This window comes from Pseudogracilibacillus sp. SO10305, assembly GCF_037072005.1.
Classification (GTDB): Bacteria; Bacillota; Bacilli; order Bacillales; family Amphibacillaceae; genus Pseudogracilibacillus; species Pseudogracilibacillus intestinigallinarum.
Genome location: NZ_JAXHDE010000019.1, coordinates 15,585 through 34,282, shown reverse-complemented (window position 1 = coordinate 34,282; position 18,698 = coordinate 15,585). Strand labels below are relative to the sequence as shown.

At 35.5% G+C, this 18,698-nt stretch carries 25 protein-coding genes; 19 read left to right on the top strand and 6 right to left on the bottom strand.

Going from position 1 to position 18,698, the window contains the following annotated elements:
• Positions 1-98: 98 nt before the first annotated feature.
• From SPD45_RS13030 to SPD45_RS13020, 3 genes are read right to left on the bottom strand one after another with little or no spacing between them, the layout of a single operon-like run.
• The gene (locus SPD45_RS13030; RefSeq protein ID WP_336268215.1) at positions 99-698 is read right to left on the bottom strand and encodes a class I SAM-dependent methyltransferase; all 600 of its coding nucleotides are present in this window, start codon (positions 696-698) and stop codon (positions 99-101) included.
• A 22-nt stretch (positions 699-720) separates the two neighbouring features.
• Positions 721-978, bottom strand: coding sequence for a DUF3006 domain-containing protein (locus SPD45_RS13025; RefSeq protein ID WP_336268214.1), 258 nt, complete (start codon positions 976-978; stop codon positions 721-723).
• 4 nt (positions 979-982) lie between these two features.
• The gene (locus tag SPD45_RS13020; RefSeq protein WP_336268213.1) at positions 983-2,176 is read right to left on the bottom strand and encodes an MBL fold metallo-hydrolase; all 1,194 of its coding nucleotides are present in this window, start codon (positions 2,174-2,176) and stop codon (positions 983-985) included.
• 424 nt (positions 2,177-2,600) lie between these two features.
• On the opposite strand from SPD45_RS13020, the gene SPD45_RS13015 reads away from it, so the two are divergent.
• The 7 genes from SPD45_RS13015 to SPD45_RS12985 all read left to right on the top strand — a co-directional run bounded on the left by SPD45_RS13015 (position 2,601) and on the right by SPD45_RS12985 (position 8,072).
• Positions 2,601-3,413 carry a basic amino acid ABC transporter substrate-binding protein gene (locus SPD45_RS13015; protein ID WP_336268212.1) on the top strand — a complete coding sequence of 271 codons (813 nt, stop codon included), beginning with the start codon at positions 2,601-2,603 and terminating at the stop codon, positions 3,411-3,413.
• 94 nt (positions 3,414-3,507) lie between these two features.
• A complete protein-coding gene (locus SPD45_RS13010; protein WP_336268211.1) occupies positions 3,508-4,215 on the top strand; it encodes an amino acid ABC transporter permease in 708 nt (235 codons plus the stop codon).
• 16 nt (positions 4,216-4,231) lie between these two features.
• On the top strand, positions 4,232-4,954 hold the full coding sequence (locus SPD45_RS13005; protein WP_336268210.1) for an amino acid ABC transporter ATP-binding protein: 723 nt from the start codon (positions 4,232-4,234) through the stop codon (positions 4,952-4,954).
• Positions 4,955-5,109: 155 nt separating this feature from the next.
• Entirely contained in the window at positions 5,110-5,919 is an 810-nt protein-coding gene (locus SPD45_RS13000) for a transporter substrate-binding domain-containing protein (RefSeq protein ID WP_336268209.1), read from the top strand.
• A gap of 93 nt (positions 5,920-6,012) precedes the next feature.
• Complete coding sequence (locus tag SPD45_RS12995; protein ID WP_336268208.1) at positions 6,013-6,654, top strand: amino acid ABC transporter permease; 642 nt, start codon at positions 6,013-6,015, stop codon at positions 6,652-6,654.
• Positions 6,654-7,376 carry an amino acid ABC transporter ATP-binding protein gene (locus SPD45_RS12990; protein ID WP_336268207.1) on the top strand — a complete coding sequence of 241 codons (723 nt, stop codon included), beginning with the start codon at positions 6,654-6,656 and terminating at the stop codon, positions 7,374-7,376. Before SPD45_RS12995 ends, SPD45_RS12990 begins: the two co-directional genes overlap by 1 nt.
• 309 nt (positions 7,377-7,685) lie before the next feature.
• Positions 7,686-8,072: a hypothetical protein gene (locus SPD45_RS12985; RefSeq protein ID WP_336268206.1), complete on the top strand. Its 387-nt coding sequence runs from the start codon at positions 7,686-7,688 to the stop codon at positions 8,070-8,072.
• A 582-nt stretch (positions 8,073-8,654) separates the two neighbouring features.
• On the opposite strand, the gene SPD45_RS12980 is transcribed toward SPD45_RS12985, so the two are convergent.
• On the bottom strand, positions 8,655-9,635 hold the full coding sequence (locus tag SPD45_RS12980; protein WP_336268205.1) for a glycoside hydrolase family 3 N-terminal domain-containing protein: 981 nt from the start codon (positions 9,633-9,635) through the stop codon (positions 8,655-8,657).
• A gap of 203 nt (positions 9,636-9,838) precedes the next feature.
• Between SPD45_RS12980 and nagB the strand changes: the two genes are divergently transcribed.
• A complete protein-coding gene (nagB, locus tag SPD45_RS12975) occupies positions 9,839-10,552 on the top strand; it encodes a glucosamine-6-phosphate deaminase (RefSeq protein ID WP_336268204.1) in 714 nt (237 codons plus the stop codon).
• A gap of 118 nt (positions 10,553-10,670) precedes the next feature.
• Here nagB and SPD45_RS12970 read toward each other — a convergent pair whose 3' ends face one another.
• Positions 10,671-11,381 carry a glycerophosphodiester phosphodiesterase gene (locus tag SPD45_RS12970; RefSeq protein ID WP_336268203.1) on the bottom strand — a complete coding sequence of 237 codons (711 nt, stop codon included), beginning with the start codon at positions 11,379-11,381 and terminating at the stop codon, positions 10,671-10,673.
• 124 nt (positions 11,382-11,505) lie between these two features.
• Here SPD45_RS12970 and guaA point away from each other — a divergent pair, with 124 nt between their 5' ends.
• Positions 11,506-13,029 (top strand): glutamine-hydrolyzing GMP synthase, encoded by a 1,524-nt coding sequence (gene guaA, locus SPD45_RS12965; protein ID WP_336268202.1) that lies wholly within the window; start codon positions 11,506-11,508, stop codon positions 13,027-13,029.
• Between the two features lie 267 nt (positions 13,030-13,296).
• Here guaA and SPD45_RS12960 read toward each other — a convergent pair whose 3' ends face one another.
• A complete protein-coding gene (locus SPD45_RS12960) occupies positions 13,297-14,115 on the bottom strand; it encodes an FRG domain-containing protein (protein ID WP_336268201.1) in 819 nt (272 codons plus the stop codon).
• 273 nt (positions 14,116-14,388) lie between these two features.
• Here SPD45_RS12960 and radC point away from each other — a divergent pair, with 273 nt between their 5' ends.
• From radC to SPD45_RS12910, 10 genes are all read left to right on the top strand, one after another.
• Positions 14,389-14,895 carry a RadC family protein gene (radC, locus tag SPD45_RS12955; protein WP_336268200.1) on the top strand — a complete coding sequence of 169 codons (507 nt, stop codon included), beginning with the start codon at positions 14,389-14,391 and terminating at the stop codon, positions 14,893-14,895.
• Positions 14,864-15,187 carry a hypothetical protein gene (locus SPD45_RS12950; RefSeq protein ID WP_336268199.1) on the top strand — a complete coding sequence of 108 codons (324 nt, stop codon included), beginning with the start codon at positions 14,864-14,866 and terminating at the stop codon, positions 15,185-15,187. Before radC ends, SPD45_RS12950 begins: the two co-directional genes overlap by 32 nt.
• A gap of 15 nt (positions 15,188-15,202) precedes the next feature.
• On the top strand, positions 15,203-15,559 hold the full coding sequence (locus SPD45_RS12945; protein ID WP_336268198.1) for a hypothetical protein: 357 nt from the start codon (positions 15,203-15,205) through the stop codon (positions 15,557-15,559).
• Positions 15,560-15,569: 10 nt separating this feature from the next.
• Entirely contained in the window at positions 15,570-15,875 is a 306-nt protein-coding gene (locus SPD45_RS12940; protein ID WP_336268197.1) for a DUF960 family protein, read from the top strand.
• Between the two features lie 274 nt (positions 15,876-16,149).
• On the top strand, positions 16,150-16,425 hold the full coding sequence (locus SPD45_RS12935) for a Mor transcription activator family protein (RefSeq protein ID WP_336268196.1): 276 nt from the start codon (positions 16,150-16,152) through the stop codon (positions 16,423-16,425).
• 34 nt (positions 16,426-16,459) lie between these two features.
• Positions 16,460-16,747, top strand: a complete 288-nt coding sequence (locus SPD45_RS12930; RefSeq protein ID WP_336268195.1) for a hypothetical protein — start codon at positions 16,460-16,462, stop codon at positions 16,745-16,747.
• A gap of 19 nt (positions 16,748-16,766) precedes the next feature.
• Positions 16,767-16,988, top strand: a complete 222-nt coding sequence (locus SPD45_RS12925) for a hypothetical protein (protein WP_336268194.1) — start codon at positions 16,767-16,769, stop codon at positions 16,986-16,988.
• 19 nt (positions 16,989-17,007) lie between these two features.
• Positions 17,008-17,412: a hypothetical protein gene (locus tag SPD45_RS12920; RefSeq protein ID WP_336268193.1), complete on the top strand. Its 405-nt coding sequence runs from the start codon at positions 17,008-17,010 to the stop codon at positions 17,410-17,412.
• 91 nt (positions 17,413-17,503) lie between these two features.
• A complete protein-coding gene (locus tag SPD45_RS12915) occupies positions 17,504-17,992 on the top strand; it encodes a hypothetical protein (RefSeq protein WP_336268192.1) in 489 nt (162 codons plus the stop codon).
• Positions 17,993-18,013: 21 nt separating this feature from the next.
• On the top strand, positions 18,014-18,625 hold the full coding sequence (locus SPD45_RS12910; protein ID WP_336268191.1) for a hypothetical protein: 612 nt from the start codon (positions 18,014-18,016) through the stop codon (positions 18,623-18,625).
• Positions 18,626-18,698 lie beyond the last annotated feature (73 nt).

The following is an 18,698-nucleotide window of genomic DNA, read 5'->3' as shown; positions in this document are numbered from 1 at the left end:
GAAGATAGAGTAAGAAGCACGTAAGACGATAAGTTTTGTCCGGTCAACTTATCATCTTTATCGTGCTTCCTACTTTTTACCCGTATTTGTTTCACACATTATTTTTGAATGACAACTTGAATGACATGGCCAACGCCTGTATGACGGTATCCTTCAATACGTTTTGCCTCTCCATAATAAAAATGAACACATTTATGTGGACGGATAATATCTAAAATAACCTTTGGATCATACAACATATCGACGAGTCCAGGCCCACCTGTATCATAATCGATTTGTGCTTTGGAATATACTTCAAAAATGAAATAGCCACCAGGTTTAATTGCATGGATCATATTGTTAATAAACTGCTTCTGGTTAGCATCATGAACATGCCCAAACACCATGATACCACCATCATATTTATTACGATCCAACTCCATATCAATTAAATCGGCTTCCACTGTTTGAATCGATACCCCATTTTCCTTCGCTAATATCGAGGCATGTTCTAACCCGACAGAAGATAGATCATATGCCGTAACATCATGGCCTAATTTTGCTAAATAAACGGCATTCCTTCCTTCGCCTTCTGCAAAACAAGCAATATTACTGTTATCTGGAAATAAATCACATTTACTTTTAATGAACTTATTTACTTCTTTTCCGTACGTATATTTATTTTGTTGAAATTGTTCGTCCCATTTATTTTTTGGCATGTTTTCACTCCTTTATAATCGTTCAACGTTTAAATTTACTTCTTTTTTTCTTTTTATGTAATGCATGTAAGGCTTGTTGAGCTCTTTGTTTTCTATTCTCCGTTTCTTCGACATTAATTGATAGGATGGAATATGTTTCTTCCATTTTCTCCACATCAAAAACCGTCCCGACATCACTACCATCAGGTAAGGTAGCTTTGTCAACAATGTGCTCCTCTTCAACGGACTCAATTAAAATGACAGCTAATTGATCTTCAAACCGATCTAATATACCGAACATATTATCACTCCTCTATACATGCTTTCCCTTCTTCTATTATATCAGAAATTCTTCCTGGACCAATTCCATCAATGATAGATAAGTCTTCTACAGACGTATATGGACGGTGCTCGATTAAGGCATCTGCTCTCACATCTCCAATATGAATAATTTCCATTAATTCTTCTTTTGAAGCATCATTGATATTAATACAGGCAGCTTTCTTCTTTTCTTTTTCAGTTTGCTTTTGTTTCTTTTTCTTTCCTTTATCCACTTCATATGTTTTCCCATCCGTTTTGATCACGATGTTTCCATATGTATCTGTTCCATATAAAGGAATATCTTTGGTGGCAAATAGATCGATGACTTCTTCATGTGGATGACCATATTTATTATCGATCCCCGCACTGTAAATAGCAATTTCAGGGTTTACTTCCTCAACAAACTTAGGATCACTGGATGTATTGGAACCGTGATGACCTAATTGTAAAACAGTCGCTTCTATAGGTAAGTCATTTTCTAACATAATCTTTTCTTCTGTTTTAGAAGCATCTCCCGTAAATAAAAAGGATATGTCACCGTATTGTGCGTGGAATGAAATAGAATCTTCATTTAAATTTCCCGTTACATTAGCTGGATGTAAAATAGTTAATTGCAATGGGCCAATATCAAATACGTCTCCTGCTTTAGGTTCGTCAAAGTCTGCATCGCTCTTCACGATCGCTTCTACCGCTTTATTATAAACTTCCGATTGTGCAGTATTACTTGACATCCATACTTCTCCGACATCAAATTGATCTAAAACTTTATGTAATTGACCGATATGGTCTGCATGTGGATGGCTAATTATAATGATGTCGATATAATCGACCTTTAGATCTTTTAAATAAGGAACGACTTCATTTCCTTTCCAGTCTCCCGTGTCATATAAAATATGGTACGTTTCATCTTTATCTTTTACTTGAAATAATGTTGCGTCTCCTTGACCAACATCCATATAGTGGACGGTTAAATCATCTAGTTTTTGCGCTTTTTTATCTGATTGCGTAGATGTTTTTTCTTTCTTATTCGTTTCACTTTCAGCAACTTCCCCTGATTCATTTTGTTCCATAGGTACATTGTTTTCGTTATTACTTTCGTTTTCGTTCGTTACTACGTCATTTGTGCAGGCGATTAATAAAATTGCCATGAGTAGTGTCATAATAATTTTTCTATACATGTTGTCTTCTCCTACTATGTAAAAAATGTGCATCTTTAAGCGTAACAAAATGATTACGAGAATTCCAGAAAAGAAGATTTAAAAACGTATATATTTTGTATAAAATTACGTTACGAAAATTTTTGCTGATCGGTGCTAAAAATTAGGTGAGGGATGTAAACTATAGAATACGGCTGAAATATAAGGTGGAAAGTCATACATTTATTGACTCAATAGAAACATTCATAAACTTATACAGAAAACTATGGTATAACAGTGTATACATTTCCAAACATAGAGTAAATTTTGATTCCAAGGAGATGTTGAAATCTGAAAATTTAAAATATTATTTGAAGAGAAATCATTATTCAAGTATAATAATTTTAACTAACGCTTTCTTTTTCAATTAGTTGTTATATAACAAAATAAAAAGGGGGATATAAAAGTGAAGCGAAGTTTTCGTTCTTATGTTTTTGTATGTTTATTAGGAAGTTTGGCATTATTATTAATGGCTTGTGGCAACGGCAACAATGAAAGCGCAAACACGAATGCGAATGCGGACAATAACGGTGGAGAAAGTGATGGAAATACGTATGTTGTCGGAACAGATGCCGCATATGCACCGATGGAATATATCGATGATGCTGGTGATATTGTCGGGATTGATATCGAAATAGTCGATGCAATTGCAGAAGAAATGGGTTTTGAAGTGGAATATAAAAATATCGGTTGGGATCCGTTATTTCCAGCTGTAAACAACGGGGAAGTAGATTTTGCGGTTTCTTCGATTACGATTACAGAGGAAAGAGAAAAAGAATTTGATTTCACAGACCCGTACTATATTGCTAATCAACTTATTTTAGTGCCAGAAGATAGCGATGTAACAAGTTTTAATGATTTAAAAGATAAGAAAGTTTCTGCACAAATGAGTACGACAGGGCATATTGTTGTACAAGAATTATTAGGAGAGACGAGTCCGAATATCGTTGCGACAGAATCGATGCCACTTGCGATTAGTGAAATGTTAAATGGCAATGCAGAAGCATCTGTCGGAGACAACTCAACTGTAAATGAATATTTAAAAAACAATCCAGATGTAGATTTAAAAACAGTAGAAGATGATAGTTTTGAAAAAGAAAATTATGGCTTGATGGTGAAAAAAGGAAATGACGAATTACGTGAATTACTAAATGAAGGGATTCAAAAGATTAAAGATAGTGGAAAATTAGAAGAAATTACCGGAATTGAAGTAGAGTAACATGGGAGAGCTAGGACAGAGAGACAATTTGTTCATTCTCTGGTTAACCTAGCTCTTTTGTTTCATTTTTGATGATCGGTAGGGGGTGCATACAATGGAATTTTTGGACAATATTCGTTTAGATGTCATTTGGAATTATCGTGAACTATTTATTCGTGGTGTCGGCGTAACAATTGCGTTAACAGTGATTGGTTACACAATCGGTATTATACTAGGTCTTATTTTTGGGATAGGAAAAATGTCTAAACGAAAAATATTTTATTATCCGAGTAAATTATATATCGACTTTTTTCGTGGGACACCATTATTAGTGCAAATATTACTTATTCATTTAGCGGTTATTCCGACCATTTTCGGGAAATCATTAGGATTCTTCGTATCTGGTATTCTCGCACTTTCGTTAAACTGTGGTGCATATACAGCGGAAATCATTCGTGCCGGAATCCAATCGTTAGATAAAGGACAAATGGAAGCGGCTCGTTCATTAGGAATGCCACATGGGATGGCGATGAAACATATAATTTTGCCTCAAGCTTTGAGAAGAATGGTGCCTCCATTAGGCAATGAATTGATTGCATTATTAAAAGATTCCTCCTTAGTGACAGTAATTGCAGCAAATGACATTTTATTCGCAGCGAAAGTAGTGCAAGGAGCAACTTTCCGCCCGTGGGAACCGTATATTTTTGCGGCAATTTTATACTTATGTTTAACATGGGTCGTAACGAAAATTGTTGCTTATGTAGAAAAACGATACAGCACGAGTTATGTTCCAAAAAAGAAGCGGAAATTAAGCCATCGATGATAGGAAGGTGAAAAAGATGATAAAAATTACAGGCTTAAAAAAATCATATGGTGACCTCGAAGTATTAAAGGGAATTGATTATAACGTCAAAGAAAAAGAAGTGATTTGTGTCATCGGTGCCAGTGGTTCTGGAAAGAGTACGTTTCTTCGTTGTATCAATTTGTTAGAGGAAATAACAGATGGCTCGATTTATATTGATGGGGTAAAAGTGAACGATCCACATACAAATATTAATAAACTACGAACGAATGTAGGGATGGTGTTTCAACAATTTAATTTATTTCCTCATATGACAGTACTACAAAATATTACGATTGCACCACGCCAAATTAAAAAAACAGCTGAGAAAGAAGCAGAACGTCTAGCATTTGAATTATTAGAAAAAGTAGGTTTATCGGATAAAGCCTATAATTATCCGGAACAACTTTCTGGTGGACAAATGCAACGTGTTGCAATTGCAAGGGCATTAGCAATGAAACCGAAAATCATGTTGTTTGATGAGCCGACCTCTGCATTAGACCCGGAAATGGTAAAAGAAGTATTAGACGTTATGCGGGAGTTAGCGGAGGAAGGAATGACGATGATTGTCGTCACACATGAAATGGGGTTTGCTAGAGAAGTAGCCGATCGTGTGTTATTTATTGATGGTGGTTATTTAGCAGAAGAAGGAACCCCAGAAGAAATTTTCCAAGCACCAAAAAATGAACGAACGAAAGCATTTTTAGGAAAAGTTTTATAAAAAATGAGATTTTTTTAAAAGGGATAAGAACGACATCATTACGCTATTTGGAAGAGGTATTTCATTACTAGATTTGTTTAAATATACAGAAAATTTCTTTTATTAATACGTAATTGTGCTATAATAATTTTTAATAAACAAATAGGGGGCTAATTATGAAAAAAATAGTTTTATCTATTTTACTAGGAATCATGGTAGCCGTTTTAGTTGCTTGTGGTGGAAACAATGACGCGAATAGTAATGCGAATGACGCTACAAATAATAACGGTGGTGGAGGCGACAAAGATACATACGTCGTAGCAACAGACAATGGATATGTACCATTTGAGTACATTGATGAAGAATCAGGTGATTTAGTAGGATTTGATATCGATTTAATTGAAGCGCTTGCAGAAGAGGTGGGCGTAGACATCGAATTTGAAACATTAGAGTTCGATGGAATCGTAGCTGGAATTAGTTCTGGTAAGTTCGATATTGCAATCGCTGGAATGACTATTACAGAGGAACGTGAAAAATCAATTGATTTTACGGATCCGTACTATGAGGCTGGTTTAATTTTAGCTGTTACAGATGACAATGATGAGATTCAATCCATTGATGATGTAGACGGCAAAACGATTGCTACTCGTACAGGTTCTACGTCTGAAACATACTTAAAAGAAAATACAGATGCGGAAGTGGAAGCATTCCCACAAATCATTGAAGGATACCAAAATGTCCTAGCAGGCCGTGCAGATGCGGTTTTATATGACTTACCGAACGTACTATTCTATTCAGAAAAAGAGGCAGATAATAAATTAGTTACTGTCGGTGAAAAGTTAACAGGGGAAGACTATGGTATTGCATTCCCTAAAGATTCTGAGTTGAGAGATCAATTTAACGATGCTTTACAGACATTAAAAGAGAATGGCACATATGATGATATTTATGAAGAATGGTTTGGAGAAAGACCAGAAGGTACGTAAAAAGGAGAAGAGGTTGGGACATATCTATTTTCAATATCATTGTCCGACCTCTTTTTTCTGTCGAAATATAACAGATGAAGGTGGTGTATAACAGTGGAGCATATTATAAATGTTTTACCTAGTTTATTACAAGGATTAAAATACACTTTTATTATAACCGTTGTCGGTATTTCCATCGGTTTTGTTATTGGTGCATTTGCAGGTTTAGGTAGAATATCTAAAAACAAACTTATATTCGGTATTTCCACTGTCTATGTAGAAGTAATTCGTGGAACACCAATTTTAGTACAAATTTTATTTATTTATTTCGGATTGTCGGACTTATTAGATATCAACTTAGACAAAATTACCGCATCGATTATTGCAATTGCTGTAAATGCTGGTGCATATATTGCCGAAATTGTTCGTGGTGGTGTCGAGTCTATTGATAAAGGCCAGTTTGAGGCTGGAGATTCTATCGGTCTAACAAAATCTCAAACGATGTGGTACATTATTTGGCCGCAAGCATTAAGAAGGATGATTCCGCCATTAGGAAACCAATTTATTATTAGTTTAAAAGATACGTCATTATTCTCAGCGATTGCGGTCGGGGAGCTATTGTATGAAGGGCGAGCGTATGCGAATTCAACCTTTACATATTTTGAACCGTTTTTAATGGTTGCGTTATTTTATTTAGCTATTACGATTCCTGCCAGTATTATTTTAAGACGTATAGAGAGGAAGCTTGATGTATAATGATTACAGTAGATAATTTACATAAATCATTCGGAAATCACGAAGTACTTAAAGGGATTTCTAATAAAATAAAGCCACAAGAAGTCGTATGTGTCATCGGACCATCGGGCTCAGGGAAAAGTACCTTTTTACGTTGTTTAAATTTATTGGAGGACGTAACATCTGGTTCGATTACGATTGATGGAGAAGAAATAACGGATACTCGAACGAATGTACCAAAAGTACGATCAAAAGTGGGCATGGTATTCCAACATTTTAATTTATTTCCACATAAAACAGTGCTTGAAAACATTACTCTTGGACCGATGAAAGTACTTGGTCAATCTCAGGAGGAAGCGGAAGAAAAAGCAAAGGAATTACTTGCAAAAGTCGGTTTGTCTGATAAAGCGAATGTGTATCCTAGTAGTTTGTCAGGCGGACAAAAACAGCGTGTAGCAATTTCTAGAGCGCTTGCGATGAATCCGAAAGTAATGTTATTCGATGAACCAACATCAGCACTAGACCCGGAGTTAGTAGGGGAAGTACTTGCGGTAATGAAAGAATTAGCACAAGAGGGTATGACAATGGTCGTCGTCACACACGAGATGGGTTTTGCCCGCGAAGTTGGCGACCGGGTAATTTTCATTGATGAAGGAATTGTGATGGAAGAAGGAGATCCAGAAGTAATTTTTGAACAGCCGAAAAGTGAACGACTTCAATCATTTTTAAGTAAAATTTTATAAGAAACAGACACCATCGTAAATTTTAGCGATGGTGTTTTTTATAAGGAGAAATAAAGATGAAGAAACAAATAGAAAAAATAGCTGCTGACTTTTGCACAACATAAATATAATGCGTTACTTGGAAATTTTCCAGAATGGTGGAACCGTCGATGGGAAGCAATTTTAAACGAGGAAAGTATGAAACAAATGATGCAGCCCGAGATTAAAAGTCCGCATGGGGTTCATTGCGGATATGGGCTCTTAACTTATAATATCTATGGCGAAACACTTGTTGGGCATGGTGGAGGAATGAAGGGAGTGTCTTCCTTTATGAGCATAGTGAAGAGCGCTGGTTTGACGATTGCTGTTTTAACAAATATTGCTGAAGTACCGACAGAATTATTAGTGAAAAAAATCGTGGCGGAAATTTTACAATTATCTCCAAATGATGAGGAGCCAAAAATGATTTCGACGTACGAACATATAATAAAGTATGAAGGGATGTATGACTCTGGTGAAGGACAAAAGATAGAAGTCTGTATAGAAAACAATCGTTTATATTTGCGTGTGCAACATGAGTATATTGCGACAACACAAGTGGCCCATAACTTATTTCGCCTTCCAGATGAGAAATATATTACATTTGAAACAGATAGATCCGGCCGTGTATGTGGCATGTATCGTGGAATGCGCTACTACAGTAAACAATCCGTCTAAATTTTATCCATGAAAAAAGATTAGGATAAATAAAAACGGTAAAATTGAACCGAAATTTTCGTTTACCCTAATCTGAATGATTATTTTTTAGAACGTGCTATGATATGGTGAATGTAGTGTTGCTTATCTTCGCAAGTTCGTCGTGATTATCGTGTTCACTTGCGGAATTATGAGATATATCCGCAAGTTCACCTCGATTATCGTGTTCACTTGCGGAATTATGAGATATATCCGCAAGTTCACCTCGATTATCGTGTTCACTTGCGGAATTATATGTTATATTCGCAAGTTCGTCGTGATTTTGTTGTTTACTTGCGGAATTATGAGATATATCCGCAAGTTCGTCGCGTTTTTCGTGTTCACTTGCGGAATTATGATATATATCCGCAAGTTCGCCTCGATTATCGCTTTTACTTGCGGAATTATAGGTTATATCCGCAAGTTCGCCTCGATTATCGTGTTCACTTGCGGAATTATAGGTTATATCCGCAAGTTCGTCGTGATTATCGTGTTCACTTGCGAAATTATGAGATATCTCCGCAAATTCATCACGATCTCCGTGTTCCTATGCGGAATTATACTTTATTTATGCAAATTATTCGCAGTTTCCACTAGCTGCGCAAACATTCGTTGACGAAATGCATCACGGTCGTAAGGATAAATCGTTCCGAATCCGTCCGATTGTTTTAATTCTAACAATCTATGAACGGCATTTTCTAAACGCGTTTCTAATATAGTGCCGTCCTTCGCATGTTCGGTAAGTTCGTTTAATAGTATTAATTGTTTTTCATAATTATCATGTATGATAAAGGCATCTGCTCCATCATGTAGTGCTTCAATTAGGTCATTCGCTGTCACGTTCGCAGAGTGAAAGTTGGCAACGATTAAACCGTCAAATCCGAACGTCTCCCGTAATAAAGCAATATTATTTTTAAAGTGGATGGAATCCCCTTGCAGAAAAAGTGCAGAAGTATTTTTTAACAGTTTATCCACATATAAGCGAATTCGTCCTTTGTTTGACGCATTAGATACGGCAATATATTCAATGATTGCATCAACATTTGGAATAGATTGTACGACCGCTTTTTTGTATCCTTCCATCGCAGCAATCGCATGTTGCATTTTCGGACGGAACAGATCAACAAATGGTTTAGCATTATTATCATCGAATCGTACATTTGGTGCAATAATTGTATTAATTCCAACCGCACGTAATTCTTTCCCATACAATTCTGCTTGCTGTTTTGTGTATAAGCGATTATTCAATTGTTCCATCGTAGTATGTGGAATTGGCTGCGTCATCCCATATAATGTTAGCGGGTGTTCTGCTCCTTCTATGCCGATGAATAAAGGCCTTCCAACTCCTGCATAGCGCTGTAAATAATCAGTTATATGATGGACTTGTTTAGGCTTTTCAAATAGTTCATTCGTTAATAAGACACCACCGATATGGTGGTTTGATACTAAATGGGTGATATTTTCGTTTATATGATTTTCATTAAAACGTACAAAACAAAGTTGTCCAATTTTTTCTTCTATCGTTATAGCGTTGTCAGTAGTCATAAGCAAACGCTCCTTTAATTAATAAGTATGATCTCTTCTTTGTATAGTCATCATATCTAATTTTCTGACAATTTTCAATAAATGTAAGCGATTCACAAAAGAGTCATGAAAAATATTAACTTCTCATTAGTCATTTAGTACTTCCGTATGATAAAATACGGTGTAAATAAGATATTGTTATTTAGACTATTTGAGGTGGGAAAATGAATATTATAAAAGTTGAAAACAAAGAAGCATTAAGCATAAAAGCGAAAGAAATGTTTGTAGACGTTTTACAAAATACAGTGGCACCTATTTTAGGGTTGGCGACAGGTTCTACACCAGAAGGAATGTATAAATTATTAATTGAAAGTTATCAAAATGGTGACATTTCATTTAAAAATGCATTGGCATTTAATTTAGATGAGTATGTAGGTTTAGCACCGGACCATCCGGCGAGTTATCGTTATTATATGCAACATAAATTATATAATCATGTGGATACAAAAAGAATGAATACATTTTTACCGAATGGCTTAGCAGAGGATCTTGATGCAGAATGTATAACATATGAAAAACATATACAAGAAGCAGGAAATTTAGACTTTTTAGTTTTAGGTATTGGAGAGAATGGACATATCGGTTTTAATGAACCGGGTACTTCATTTGAATCTCGTACACATATCGTTACGTTGACGGAAAATACACGTGAAGTAAATGCAAGATTCTTTGATTCGATTGATGAAGTACCGACTGAGGCATTAACGATGGGGCTCGGTACTATTATGGATGCGAAGCAAATAATGCTTTTAGTTCAAGGTGAGCGTAAGAGAGAGATTTTAAAAAAAGTGATTTATGGAGAAGTAACGGAAGAAGTTCCGGCATCCATTTTACAAAAACATCCTAATGTGACCATTATTACGGATTTAGATGTATAAAAATTAAGGCTTTTGAAACACGAATCGCTTCCTCGAAATGACTACTTTAAAATTGTACTGTACTAAATCGAGGGTGGATTCGTGTTTCATGTAAACCTTTGTAAATTGTACTGAATTTTTATTTGAAAATGGAAGGGTTGTTCGTAATTAACCCGTCCACACCGATATTTTTATAATGTGTGGCAAAATCAATGTCATTTACAGTATAAACGTTCGTTTGTAAATGACGTTTTTTTGCTTCTTGTACCATTTGTTCCGTGACGTAATAATGATTCGGGTGAATCCCGTATAACGGAAAAGAAAGATGATCGATATAATAAAACGGATCGACTAAATTACCGAAAAATAAGACACTAAGTTTCACATTCGGATCGAGCCTGTACAAATGTTGCAAACTTTTATGGTCAAATGAAGAGTAAATAACACGATCTTCCATATGATAATTGGAGACGTGTTGTAACACTTTCTCTTCTAATTGAGGCATCATGACAGGACCGTTTTTTAATTCGATATGTAGTGTCATATCTGTTTGTTTTAATAATTGAAGCGCTTCATCGAATGTTGCAATTTTTTCTCCTTTGAATTTTTTGGAAAATTTACTCCCAAAATCAAAGGACTTTAATTGTTTTAACGTATAATTATGTACGAATCCCTTTTCGTTTGTTAGTCGTTTAATTGTAGAATCATGACTTAGAACGAGTTCCCCATCTTTTGTTAATCGGACATCTAACTCGATTGCATCGGCTTGTAATTCAATTGCTTTTTTAAATGAGGCGATTGTATTTTCTGGTGCAAATTCAGAGGCGCCTCGGTGTGCGATAATTTCCATATGTATGTCACAACCTTTCGAAAGTTTGAAATAAAAAAATATCAATAATTTACCTATATTGTACCAAAAATGAAGAAAAACTGTGTATAATGTACAAGTAGGATGTAAGTGAGGAGACGATAAGATGAAAAATGAATTAGTTGTTGTCATTGATTTTGGTAGTCCATATAATCAATTATTAACTCGTAGTATTCGCGAGTTAGGCGTGTATAGTGAATTACTTCCTCATACGGTTGAGGCAGAAACATTAAAGAAAATGGAGCCTAAAGCAATTATTTTATCAGGTGGCCCTTATTATGTACATGATGAAAACAAATATAGAATTGATGAAGCGATTTATGATTTAGGAATTCCTGTACTTGGAATTTGCTATGGGGCACAATTACTTGCAGAACAGTTCGGAGGAGAAGTAGTACATGAAGCGGCGCGTACGTATGAAATAACAGATGTAAACATTGAACAAAACACTGATATGTTAGCACATGTAAGTACAGTATATGCTTCAAAAGGAGACCAAATTATAAAAGCGCCAGCTGATTTCTCAGTTGATGCAACATTTGCCAATGGAGAAGTTGCGACGTTTAGTAATGAGGCAAAGAAAATGTACGGTATTCAGTTTTACCCTGAGAAAACTGAAACAGAAAATGGAAAAGAAATTTTAAAAGACTTTTTATTTACAGTGAGCGGATTAGAAGGGGACTGGACGATTGAAAGTTTTATCGATTCAGAAGTTGTAAAAATTCGTGAAACAGTTGGCGACCGTAAAGTGTTATGCGCACTAAGTGGTGGGGTTGATTCAACCGTTGTAGCGGCTTTATTGCATAAAGCAATTGGTGATCAATTAACATGTATTTTCGTAGACCATGGTTTATTACGTAAAAATGAAGCAGATGAAGTCATGGGCTTTTTAATGAAAAACTTTAAAATGAACATTCATATGGTTGATGCAAAAGAGCGCTTCTTAAGTAAATTAGCTGGAGTAGATGATCCAGAGAAAAAGCGTAAAATTATCGGTAATGAATTTATTTACGTTTTTGATGAAGAAGCTGGAAAATTAACAGATGTTGACTTCTTAGCGCAAGGGACGTTATATAGTGATGTTATCGAAAGTGGTAGCTTAACGGGACAGAAGGTAAAATCACACCATAATGTTGGTGGTTTACCAGAGGACATGCAGTTCAAATTAATCGAGCCGATCCGTTCATTATTTAAAGATGAGGTACGTGCATTAGGAACTGCTTTAGGGTTACCAGATAGTATCGTTTGGAGACAGCCATTCCCAGGACCAGGATTAGGTATTCGTGTACTTGGGGAAGTTACTGAAGAAAAATTACATATCGTTCGTGAAGCAGATGCGATTTTACGTGAAGAAATTCGTCTTGCAGGCTTAGACCGTTCGATTTGGCAATATTTCGCTGTCTTACCTAATATCCGCAGTGTAGGTGTATCAGATGATGCACGTTCATATGATTATACGGTTGGGATTCGTGCAGTACATTCTGTCGATGGAATGACATCAGAATGGGCACATATTCCATTTGATCTGTTAGAAAAAATATCTCGTCGTATTACGACTGAAGTAGGCCATGTGAATCGTGTTGTCTATGACATTACGAGCAAGCCACCAGCGACGATTGAGTGGGAGTAATTTCTAAGCGCATTTAGAGCAATTTGATATGATTTAGCTGGCTTTAGCAGGGATCTTATTTGTCTAGACGAAAGTTTGAGCAGATAGTTCTCTGCTTTTTACCCTGCCGGGGTGGAGTTTTAACTAAATATGGGGAAGTAAATGGAACGGGAAAAGAGCTAAACCTTTTGGGATAGCTCTTATTTTAATCTAAAAGTAAATCTATTGTTTTTATTTTTCGAGACAGACACTTTTCAGTTATTAGCTATTATGATTAATGGTTATAATTTAGAAATTAGGGAAAATATTATTTATATAGTCAACAGTTCCATGTAAGTCGGGGAACAGAGTTTTAATCGAAATATCTTTTTCAAAAAGATGCTGTTCAATTTCTTTTGCTGCATTTGGATGTATGTCGATATAATTCAATACTATATCTGAAGTAGGTAAGTCACTATATTTGTGTTTGTTTATAGTAGCCGTAGTCTCTAAAGTATTATCTAATGAGTATATATTTGGACTTAGCATGTTTCTTGATAAATGTAGGGTAAACACACCGCTTTGTGCTTCGATTCTTTTATTAAAGCCATCATAGTTAAGTTGATAATGGTCTAAAGCATAGATATCATTGTTTATTGTATATGTATCTAAAAAATCAAAAAATGAATTTTCTTGTTTTGGTTGAATAATAATTTCTTCTCCTAAATAGATTTTATTCAATAGATGTGGATCTAACAACCAAAGGCGGGCATTTTGTTTTTTGTTCCAATTATAGGTAGCAAAAAATAGTGCAACCAAAGGATTAAAAGTCCAATCTAAAAATCTAGTTTTTAACCCAAGATGTTGCATTAAGTACATTAGTTCCCAATCTGTAAAACCCATATCTTTTATTTCATTTGTATTCTTAAAGATATCAAACATTTTTCTTTCGATATTTTTCATATCATCATGTAAAGTTTTTGGTGGTAAGTCACGTTGTAAGCTAGGAATTAATTTATAGTCACTATTAGTAACTCCTCTATACCATATGCCTTTACGCTCTGCTTTATTTTCAAAGTCAATAATGTACTCATTAATATCATTTAAATTATTTGCTATTTTATTCAAATTTAGGCCTCCTCTGTGTAAAAGTCGATTATTTAGAATATAGGACGTTACTATTTAAATATTATACCATGAGTGTAGTTAATAGTTATAAACATTAAAATTTAAAACTCGTCACTCCTATCCCTCCCATCACTTTCCAAAATCAATCACCCCTAACTCATTTAGTTGAGTTGGGGATTTTTTATGCTGTTTATTACTTGTTTCTTAAATATATATTATTTCTATGAAGTAGCCGAGTAGGCTTACTTACATTTACTTTAGGAGGAGAAAGTCATGAGTTACAAAGAACAGTTTCAGCAATTAACTTTAGATTATGTATGTGAGAAGGAGAAGCATGTCCCTGCTAAGCGGGTTGACATTGTCAGTGTAAGAATGGTGAAGGAATGTAGCTTGATGTACAAGGATCGAGTTGTAGGTTCACCCCAGGATGGAGCTAATTTAATGAGACAGTTTTTAGGTGATGTAGACAGAGAGCACTTCGTGGTTGTCTGTTTGGACACTAAAAACCAACCAACTGCGATTAACGTATGTCACATAGGGAGTTTAAACTCTAGTATTGTCCATCCACGGGAGGTTATGAAACCAGCTATTCTATCAAATGCAGCTGGTGTCATTGTAGGTCACAATCATCCATCGGGCAATCCTGAACCTAGTCAAGAGGACATTCAAGTGACTAGAAAGCTAGTAGAAGCAGGAAAGATCATGGGAATTGAAATCCTTGACCACATCATTTTAGGAGATGAGAACTTTGTGTCACTTAATGAAAAAGGCTACATGTAAGGCTGACGTTTACGATGTTTTTTGGTTTACAAAGGAGTTGTCAAAACGATTAGACAGGAAGGTTGAAGTAAATGAAGTGGGTTATGAATCCATTATGTTAACACCTGATGAAGTAGACGAGGAATTGATTCCATTAGGTGAGATTCAAACATTACCGAATCCACTGTTAGCCCATTCCTTTATCTACGTTGAAGATGAAGGAGATGAATGGATTTGTGTTGTTGTAACGGACGAATCACATGAGTATAAGCATTACGAAACATGGTTTAAAAATAATGAAAAAATTAAATAGGGGGTTCATCATATTATGAAGGTTATTCAGACGATGGCAGATGTTCTTGCTTTAAAAGCAGATGAGCGTCTGCCTTCTTTTTATGTAGGTGAAGTAGAGCATCAATTTTTAATGTGGTATATAGACCAGAATGAAGGGGAATCCTTTGATGAATTTGTCTTGTCATCCCATTCGTGTATCTATCATTTTGACAAAGAGGAAGATATGCAGATGTTGATAGACAATATCGATGCCTTGGAATATGTAGATATCGAGAAAGTCGATGGTAAAAAATATTATAGGATTGGTTTAATGCACGACCACCAGATGTCCATCATCTATCTATTAGAAGGAACACTACCACAAAAAACTGAGCGATGGTTGGAAAGGTAGGGAGAGAAGCATGTTCAATAGAAAACACGAAAGGTACATGACAAGATCAATTGATGAAACAGTACATGCCGAAATACAAATGATTTTGTGGCGTTTAATTGAAGAACAAGGAAACAAAGATATGAAGTTAGACTACTTGCAAGTGTTTGAGCTTACAGTGGCAGATGGCAGACAAAGAATTGTGCACCGACAAGAAGAACCAGAACGTAAACGTGAATGGCTTTACACCTTACAATACACAACTCCAATTGACCAAACAATTTGGTGCATTGACAGTGAATCATATCAGATGATGTTACTTCCTAGCGACTACTAGGAGGTGGCATAGGTGGATAGAAAAGAAATACTTCGTGAAATAGCGATAGGGATTTTGGGTGCAGTGCTTTCTGTATTAACAAAAACTAGGTAAGAAAGCTGTGTGTAGCAGCACAAGTAACTGGTGTAATTGTCCTGGAATATGTGCTGTTACACATCTAATAGCAGTAGTGGACTTTAACTTGTAAAGTCCACTCTATAATCGAAAAGATTATCGTTCCAAAAAGTGTAATGATTAATTCACTAATTTGATTTAATGGAGGAAGTGAGTTTATATGCGTTCTGAAATAGAAAAAGCGGAAAATAAGCATTTCAATACCGTTTATAGAGAGCTAGTGGAAATTATAGGGTTAGAGCATACTTTAAAGCTGTACGACTTCTATTCGGGACAATATTTAACTTTTCCAAAACGTGTTTTAAAAGAATCCTATCTTCATCAACGCATTGTAGAAGAGTATGATGGAACAAATGCACGACACCTTGCGAGAAAATATGACTATTCTTACAGCTGGGTCATGAAAGTATTAAAAAGGCATAAAGAAGGTAAGTAAGTTTTATTTATATTATATAGAAAGTGGTGGGAGTATGAGCAAAGATAACAAATCAGAAGAGTTTCTAAGCAAGACGAAAGACAAAGTAGACCAAGTTATTAAAAATGTGGACACGGAGAAAATAAAGCAGTTTGAAAGTAAGTTTTCTATTAAGCAGTTAAAACGTTTCGTTCAAATTTTACTGGTTGGTGCAGTTGTTAGTTTAGGAGTGTTCAGCTATTGGAACTACGACCATAACATGGGTGACCCGACCAAGGTGAAATTCACAAATAAAGATCAACGAGACGTAAAGAATAGGACTTTAAAACGTTGGGGCAACTAGGAGAGAGAGGTAATGTACATTGACTAAAAGATATGGATTGATAAGTGTTATAGCAGGCGCAATATCTATTTTTATGTTTACATTTGTAGCTGGAATTGCATCTATAGTTACTGCATTCTTAGGGTTTCGTGCTATTTCTGATGACAGTGAAACAGGAGAAAGTCGGAAAAGTTTATATTTTTGTATGATAGGACTTGCTTTAACTATCATCGGATTTTTATTACACAGCTATGTTTTTTAAAATGAAAAGAGGCATATTTATGAAACGAATATCTATTGGGAAAATAATTCTATTAATTGCAATGACAACACTTCTAATAGGTCTAGTGGGGTGTTCTGATGTGAGTAAGGACGGAAAGAAGGCTTTTAAAGCTGTTGAAAAATATCAAAAGGAACATTATCCAGTATCAAATAAAGAGCTTGAAATCGTATATCCAAAACTTAAGGATATGTCCCCCTTCGTTGAGGGAAGAAGTACAGCTGGTAATGATACATGGCAAATAAATGGCGTTTACACCTTCAATCCTGAAAAAGTAGAAGACTTAGGGCACGAGGACCCTCATCCTCGTATTAGCTATGAAGCACATATAGAACTAATTGATGGTGAATACATTGTGACAGGTTATACTGAATCCCTACCGATTAGAGGGGATTTAGATGATTAATCAATGTATAATAGAGAAGGCTTGTAAAAGTGATTTATTTTGCAAGCCTTTTATTTTTTTATCGAAAATAACATTTTAAAGGATGATAGTTATGAAAAGACTTGTTGTATGTAAATTTATCTTTCTTTCATTTGTATTAATCCTGGTTGGTTGTTCAGATACATCCGATATTGAAAGCAAGATGAAAGAAGAGATTGATGGAATAAAAAGTGAGATAGATGCTACTAAAGAAGAGCTAACGTCCGTGGAGAAAAAGCTATTAGAAATCACGGAAGAAGCAGAATGGGCAGAAGCCGAGATAGCCATGGCTGAAGAACTCGGTGCATTTCAAGAAGAGTACGAAGAATATGAGGCAGACGAAACCTTCAATGAGTATGAAGGAGACAGAGATGAGTCTTCCAGCAATTATATTGGCACGGAAGTTCTAACCTATGAAGAGTTCATTGCACAGCCTTATATTATTGAACAGTATTTACTCCAGGGAGAAAGAGCACCATATTTAGTTGATTATGATGCCAAGCACGCTTATGAAGTTTACAGAAGAACACATGAAAAATATAATCAACTATTTTCTGATTAAAGAGGAATAGGTGGAATTTAAATGAATCTCAAAAACAAAAACTGGTTAGTTACGATAGTGTTCACTGCCCTAATCATTTTAAGTGGCTGTAATTCTAATGATGACACATTAATTGAATTAGAAGATGAGCTCTTGGAGCAGGAAGAGGAACTAAAACAATTAAAGGATGAGCTAAAAGAAAAGACAGAAGAACTTACAAGCAGCGAATCAGACTTGGACGAACTGCTGAAAACATTAGATGAAGCATTGAATATTGGTAGGGTGGAAAGTTCAGACGGTGAACAAGTAGATCGATTAGACCTACCGCTTAACCCAAATCAAGAAGGATTCTACAATGGTGAATATTACTCTGGTGAAACAGGCATGTCTGAGTATCATACGGTTAAAGACGCTGAAGAAATGGGCTATGACGTTATTTTAATAGATTACAATGAGTTTGGTGAAATGGTTGTAGATTTACCGCCAATTGATGAGGTTGAAGGTCACGTTGAAGGAAGTACATGGGAGTTTGAAGGTGGGAAAATGACGTACGAGCACACAGTTATTATAGATCCATTTGATGGTTCAGCGTATGCCTTATTTACAACTGAAACGGGAGAAGTATTTGAATACATACTGGATATTTTCGAATGATTGTATCAGGAATTTCCTAGGTGTGTTTGATTTTATTTAACTTACTTAGATACAGCACGAAGAACCGTATCAT